Origin of the sequence: Loktanella fryxellensis (genome assembly GCF_900110065.1) — a bacterium.
Lineage (GTDB): Bacteria > Pseudomonadota > Alphaproteobacteria > Rhodobacterales > Rhodobacteraceae > Loktanella > Loktanella fryxellensis.
The window spans coordinates 1-5,793 of the sequence record NZ_FOCI01000052.1; the positions used below are offsets into that span (position 1 = coordinate 1).

At 58.0% G+C, this 5,793-nt stretch carries 4 protein-coding genes; 2 read left to right on the plus strand and 2 right to left on the minus strand.

Going from position 1 to position 5,793, the window contains the following annotated elements:
* The coding region (locus tag BMX16_RS16935) for a transposase (RefSeq protein WP_177174724.1) at positions 1-265 on the minus strand (265 nt) is incomplete at its 3' end.
* 118 nt (positions 266-383) lie between these two features.
* Between BMX16_RS16935 and BMX16_RS16940 the strand changes: the two genes are divergently transcribed.
* Positions 384-4,115 carry a DUF6079 family protein gene (locus BMX16_RS16940; protein ID WP_218139947.1) on the plus strand — a complete coding sequence of 1,244 codons (3,732 nt, stop codon included), beginning with the start codon at positions 384-386 and terminating at the stop codon, positions 4,113-4,115.
* A 35-nt stretch (positions 4,116-4,150) separates the two neighbouring features.
* Positions 4,151-5,530, plus strand: a complete 1,380-nt coding sequence (locus BMX16_RS16945; protein ID WP_089905939.1) for a DNA methyltransferase — start codon at positions 4,151-4,153, stop codon at positions 5,528-5,530.
* Here the strand turns inward: BMX16_RS16945 and BMX16_RS16950 are convergent.
* The coding region (locus tag BMX16_RS16950) for a transposase (protein WP_342707815.1) at positions 5,511-5,793 on the minus strand (283 nt) is incomplete at its 5' end. The two genes, BMX16_RS16945 and BMX16_RS16950, sit on opposite strands and share 20 nt — an antisense overlap.

The window sequence follows — 5,793 nt, forward strand, 5'->3', positions numbered from 1 at the left end:
CCCAGTCCAGCCCCGTGAGCCGCAGCAGGCTCTCGACGAAGCCCGTCGTCTGCCGAAGCGCCATCCCGAAAAGCACTTTCATGGTCAGACACGTCTGGATGGCGGCGTCACTGAAGGTCCGCGACCTGCCCCTCTTGCCGGAAGGTTCGGCATCCCAGTTCATCTCGGGATCGAACCAGATCGTCAGTGATCCGCGGCGCTTCAGCGCCGCGTTGTAATCAGCCCAGTTCGTCGTCTTGTAGGTAAGTGATGTCGGTTTGCTCATGCGGGCCAGCTACCACACTGGATTCACAACATGAATCCCTCTCGGATTTGTGCAACAGAGCCGGATCAAAGCGCCGATGGCGCGATCCTTTTTAGAGTAAATTGAAAGGGAAACGGGGATGCCCATGTATTATGGCGATTTGATTCAGTTCGAGCCGATCGAGTCGGTGATTCAGCTCCTGGATGCCAACCGTCCTGAGGAAGCCAAGAAACTCGTTTCGACCTACGTCATTTCAGACGACATGGCCGAACGGATCGCAAATCAGATGATCCCGCAGCTTTCATTTGACGAGAGCGTGGATCACAAAGGGGTGCTGGTCGTCGGCAACTACGGGACCGGTAAGTCTCACCTGATGTCTGTGCTGTCGCTCGTAGCGGAAGATGCGGCTTACCTGCCGATGGTCCGGCATCCGAAGGTGGCGGAAGCCGCCGGAGCGATTGCTGGAAAATTCAAGGTTCATCGTATCGAGGTATCCAGTCAGATGTCCCTCCGGGACATCATCACCCAGCAGTTGGAGGTGTTCCTCGAGAAGCACGGGGTTACCTATTCGTTCCCCCCGGCTGACAAGGTCGTCAACAACAAGTCCGCCTTTGAAGAGATGATGGCTGCGTTTTCAGAGGTGCATCCTGACCATGGCGTTCTCCTCGTGGTCGACGAGTTCCTCGAATATCTGCGATCCCGGCGCGACCACGACCTCGTGTTGGATCTGTCGTTCTTGCGTGAAATTGGCGAGGTGACCAAGCACCTGCGCTTCCGTTTCGTCGCGGGCGTTCAGGAGGCGATCTTCGACAGTGGCCGCTTTCAGCATGTCTCGGATAGCCTTCGGCGCGTGAAGGACCGCTTCACGCAGGTGCTTCTCGCTCGCCAGGACGTAAGTTTCGTGGTGGCTGAGCGACTGCTCAAGAAGACTGCGGACCAGCAGAACAAGATCCGGACCTATTTGACGCCATTCGCTAAGTTCTATGGATCGATGAACGAGCGAATGGACGAATACGTTCGGCTTTTCCCTGTTCATCCCGACTACATCGGCACATTCGAGCGGCTGGTCTTTACTGAAAAGCGCGGTGCGCTGGTCACGCTTCGAGACCAGATTCAGGCCGTGCTGAAGGACGAAGTTCCTCAGGATCGACCTGGGCTAATCGGCTATGACAAGTTTTGGGAGACGGTCACTTCCAATGGGGTGCTGCGCGCCGATCCGAATATCGGCCCGGTGCTGAAAGTTTCTGAGGTTCTGCAAGAACGCGTTCGAAAAGCATTTACGAGACCGCAGTACAGGCCCATGGCGCTTCGGATCATCGATGGGCTCGCTGTCCACCGTCTGACAACGGGCGGCGACATCTATGTCCCCGTCGGTCCTACGGCCGAGGAATTGCGGGATACGCTTTGCCTTTATCAGCCTGGCATCGAAGACATGGGCGGTGATCCTGAGGCCGATCTACTTTCGCTCGTCCAAACTGTCTTGCGAGAGACAATCCGGACCGTCAACGGGCAGTTCATCTCCAAGGCCGCGGACACCGAACAGTATTTCCTCGACCTAAAGAAGGACGTGGACTACGACGCACAGGTCGAAAAACGTGCTGATGCGCTGTCCAATGACGCATTGGATCGTGCCTATTACAGTGCCATCCGGCAGCTGATGGAGCGGATGGACGAGACGTCCTACGTGACGGGTCACCAGATATGGCAGTACCAGATCGAGTGGCAAGATCGCCGCGTTGAGCGGAGTGGCTATCTGTTTTTCGGTGCCCCCAACGACCGGCCTACGGCGCAGCCGGAGCGCGATTTCTACATCTACTTCATCCAGCCATTTGAGCCACCGCGTTTTCGCGATGACCAGAAGGCAGATGAGGTGTTTTTTCGGTTGAAGAACCCCGATGACGCTTTCAGGCGGCATTTGTCATTCTACGCCGCGGCGCAGGATCTTGCCTCAACTTCCAGCGGTGGAGCGAAGTCTGTCTATCTCGACAAGGCCAAGGATGCTCTTCGCGACATGAGCAAATGGCTGCAGGAAAAGCAGATGTCGGCTTTTGAGGTTACCTATCAGGGTAAGTCGAAGGCGCTGCAGGAGTGGTCCAAGGGGGTTTCGCTTCGTGAGAAAGCGCGCCTTGGCCCAGAAGAACGGATCAACTTTCGCGACGTGGTCAATGCGATCTCGGGCCTTGCGCTGAACAATCAGTTTGGCGAGGTCGCGCCCGAGTACCCAGGGTTCTCGGCTCTAGTGACCGATTCCAACCGAAAGCAGCTGCTAGGCAATGCACTTCGCGTGCTGGCCGGAGCTAACCGCACCAAGGATGCTGTCGTCATTCTTGACGGGCTCGAGATGCTCGATGGCGATCGGATTGACCCGACGCGGTCGCGCTATGCGCTGGAGGTCTTGAACCGTCTGAAAGCCAAAGGCCATGGCCAGGTGCTGAACCGCAGTGAGCTGATCAGCGGCGATGCCGAGGTCGAGTGCTTCGCGCCTATCAAGTTTCGCCTCGAGCCTGACCTGCTGGCGGTCGTTCTCGGCGGACTGGTTTACTCCGGCGACATCGTCCTTGCCATCACCGGAGACAAGATTGACTCGAGCAAGATCACGTCGCTTGCTGAGCGTCCCCTCGACGAACTGAAGCAGTTCAAGCATGTCGAAGCCCCCAAGGAGATCAATGTCGCTATCCTCCGGTCGTTGTTCGAGGTCTTGGGGCTGCCCCCTGGTCTCGCGCAACAGGCGACCCAAGGCTCTGATGAGCCGGTGAAGCTGCTGCAGGAAGAAGTCGGAAAACTCACGCGGCGCGTTCTGTCCTCGTCGAATGATATGGCGGGTCGTCTCAGCTTCTGGGGCCAACCGCTTTTGCGCGACGAGGAGATCCGGGACTGGCGCTCGAAACTTGATGGACTCAAGGCGTTCTCGGAAAGTCTTGCCCCCTACAACACGGTGGGCAAGCTCAAGAACCTGCGCATCGGCTTGGAAGATATCGCCGCCCAGACCAAGAACCTAGACGTGCTGAAAGCTGTCGAGGCCATGCTTGATCTGATCGCGGACCTCGGCGCCGTTGCAGGCTACCTCTCCCAGGCGGAAATGGTCCTCATGCCGAACCATCCTTGGGTCAAGCAGGCACAGGATGTGCGCAAGCAGCTCCTCGAGAAGCTGGCCAGCGATCGCACGGCCCAACACGCGGCCGAATATCGTCAGACGCTGGCCAAGCTCAAAAAAGACTACGTCGCCGCCTACATCGCGCAGCACAGCCGGGCGCGTCTTGGTGTCGCCGAGGACAAGACCAAGGCGTCTTTGCGGAAAGACCCCCGGCTTGCCTCGATGCGGACGCTGATGAACGTTTCGCTCATGCCCACCAGCCAGCTTACCGGCTACGAGGACAAGCTTGAGAAGCTGAAAAGCTGCGCGTCGCTTCTGGAGTCGGAACTGTCCGCCAGCCCGATGTGCCCGCACTGCAGCTTCAAGCCCGCCAATGAGCAGGGCGACATGCTGCCTGCGGCCAATATCCTGAAGCAGCTTGATGAAGAGCTGGACCGCCTGATCGATGGCTGGCAGCAGACGCTGCTCGACAACCTCGAAGATCCGACGATCCAGGAGAACCTTGATCTGCTGAAGCCAACGGCGCGCAGTCTGGTCGAGGGGTTCGTAACGGCGAAGGCCCTCCCCGACCCTGTAACTGGTGACTTTGCTTCCGCCATTCAGGACGCGCTCTCCGGGCTGGAGAAGGTCAATGTCGGCAGCGACGACATCAAGGCCGCACTCCTGCAAGGCGGATCGCCCGCAACGCCCGAAGACCTGCGCAAGCGGTTCGAGGCTTTCCTGAACGACCGCTGCAAGGGCAAGGACACTACGAAGTTGCGATTTGTTGTTGAGTGACCGCCAGCCTTCCCCCTTTTTGAAAGAGATGACCCATGAGTGACCAACTGAAGATGGAAAGCGGGAAGAGCGGCGGATCGGTCGAGTGCCTTGGCATGACCTTCCCGAGCGAGGATGCACGACGCGACCACTTCCTTGGCCTTCTGGCGGACAAGCTGAAGGATCCTGCTTTCCGGGCTCAGGAGGGGTTTCCGAAAGGGACAGATGAGGCGATCCTTGCGATGTCGGATCCGCCCTATTACACCGCCTGCCCGAACCCATGGCTGGCGGAGTTCGTGACGCACTACGGTCGCCCCTACGATTCGACCGAGAAGTATGCACGCGAGCCGATGGCGATTGACGTGTCCGAGGGGAAGACAGACCCGATCTACAAGGCGCATTCTTACCATACCAAGGTGCCGCACTTGGCCATCGTGCCGTCGATCCTGCACTACACCGAGCCCGGCGATATCGTGCTGGATGGCTTCGCCGGTTCGGGGATGACCGGTGTGGCGGCGCAATGGTGCGGTACCGCGCCCGCAGTCTATCGCCACAAGCTGGAGATGGAGTGGAAGAAGGCAGGCACCCCCGCGCCCAAATGGGGTGCGCGGCGAGTGGTGTTGAACGACCTGTCGCCCGCTGCGACGTTCATCGGCGCTAGCTACAACCTTCCCTTCGACGTCGATGCCTTCGCCAAGGCAGGCAAGCAACTACTGCGCGACGTCGAACGCGAAATCTGCTGGATGTATGAGACTCTGCATTCGGATGGCAAGACGAAAGGCCGGATTGAATTCACCGTCTGGACGCAGCTGTATACATGTCCGGAATGCGCTGGTGAGGTAAACTTCACTGACGAGGCGTTGGACGAGGACACCAAACGGGTGCGGGAGGAATTCCCTTGCCCCCATTGCGGCGCGGAACTTACAAAGAAGCGTCTCGAGAAGCTCTATGTGACTGAAATTGATCCGACCAGTGGCAAAGAAATCAATACGCCCAAACGGGCACCCTCCTTCATCACTTACAGCGTCGGAAAATCAAGGTACGAGAAAAAACCTGACGCCAGCGACCTAGCTATCATTAACAGAATTGCTGAAATGTCGCTCCCAGATGATATGCCTAAAATTGAAATTCCACCCATGCACATGACGCATGAGCGTGCAAGAATGGACCAAGTTGGGGTCACGCATCTTCATCATTTCTTCTTGCCCCGAGCAGCTCAAGCAATGGGGTGTCTCTGGGCAAAGGCAAAAGCCCAACTTGATCCGCAGTCTCGTCGGCTGATGCTGTTCATGGTAGAGCAGTCAATTTGGACAGCCTCTCTACTGAATCGATATCGCCCGACTGGCTTTTCCCAAGTCAACCGACTCTGTTGCGCAAATCAGCTGACGGACGGTTTTCCCCTTACCCCAGACGGATTTATGCCACTGCCTTTGTGACGGGGATGCCAAGGGCGGTATAGCCATTCAGGATAGCGATGCGCACCTGGACCTCCGCGACCTGGCGGTCGAAGTCCCGAGCCATCAGCCGCTGGCCCAGCAGCTTTACACAATGCATCTTTGTCTCGACGCGGCTCCGGCGGTGGTATCCGCTCCAGTTCCGCCAGAGCGCCCGACCCAGACACTTCGATGCGCGGAGCGCATCATTCCTGGCTATGGCACCGGCGGTGGTTGGTTCCCATGGTTGGGCATTTTTGCGCGGT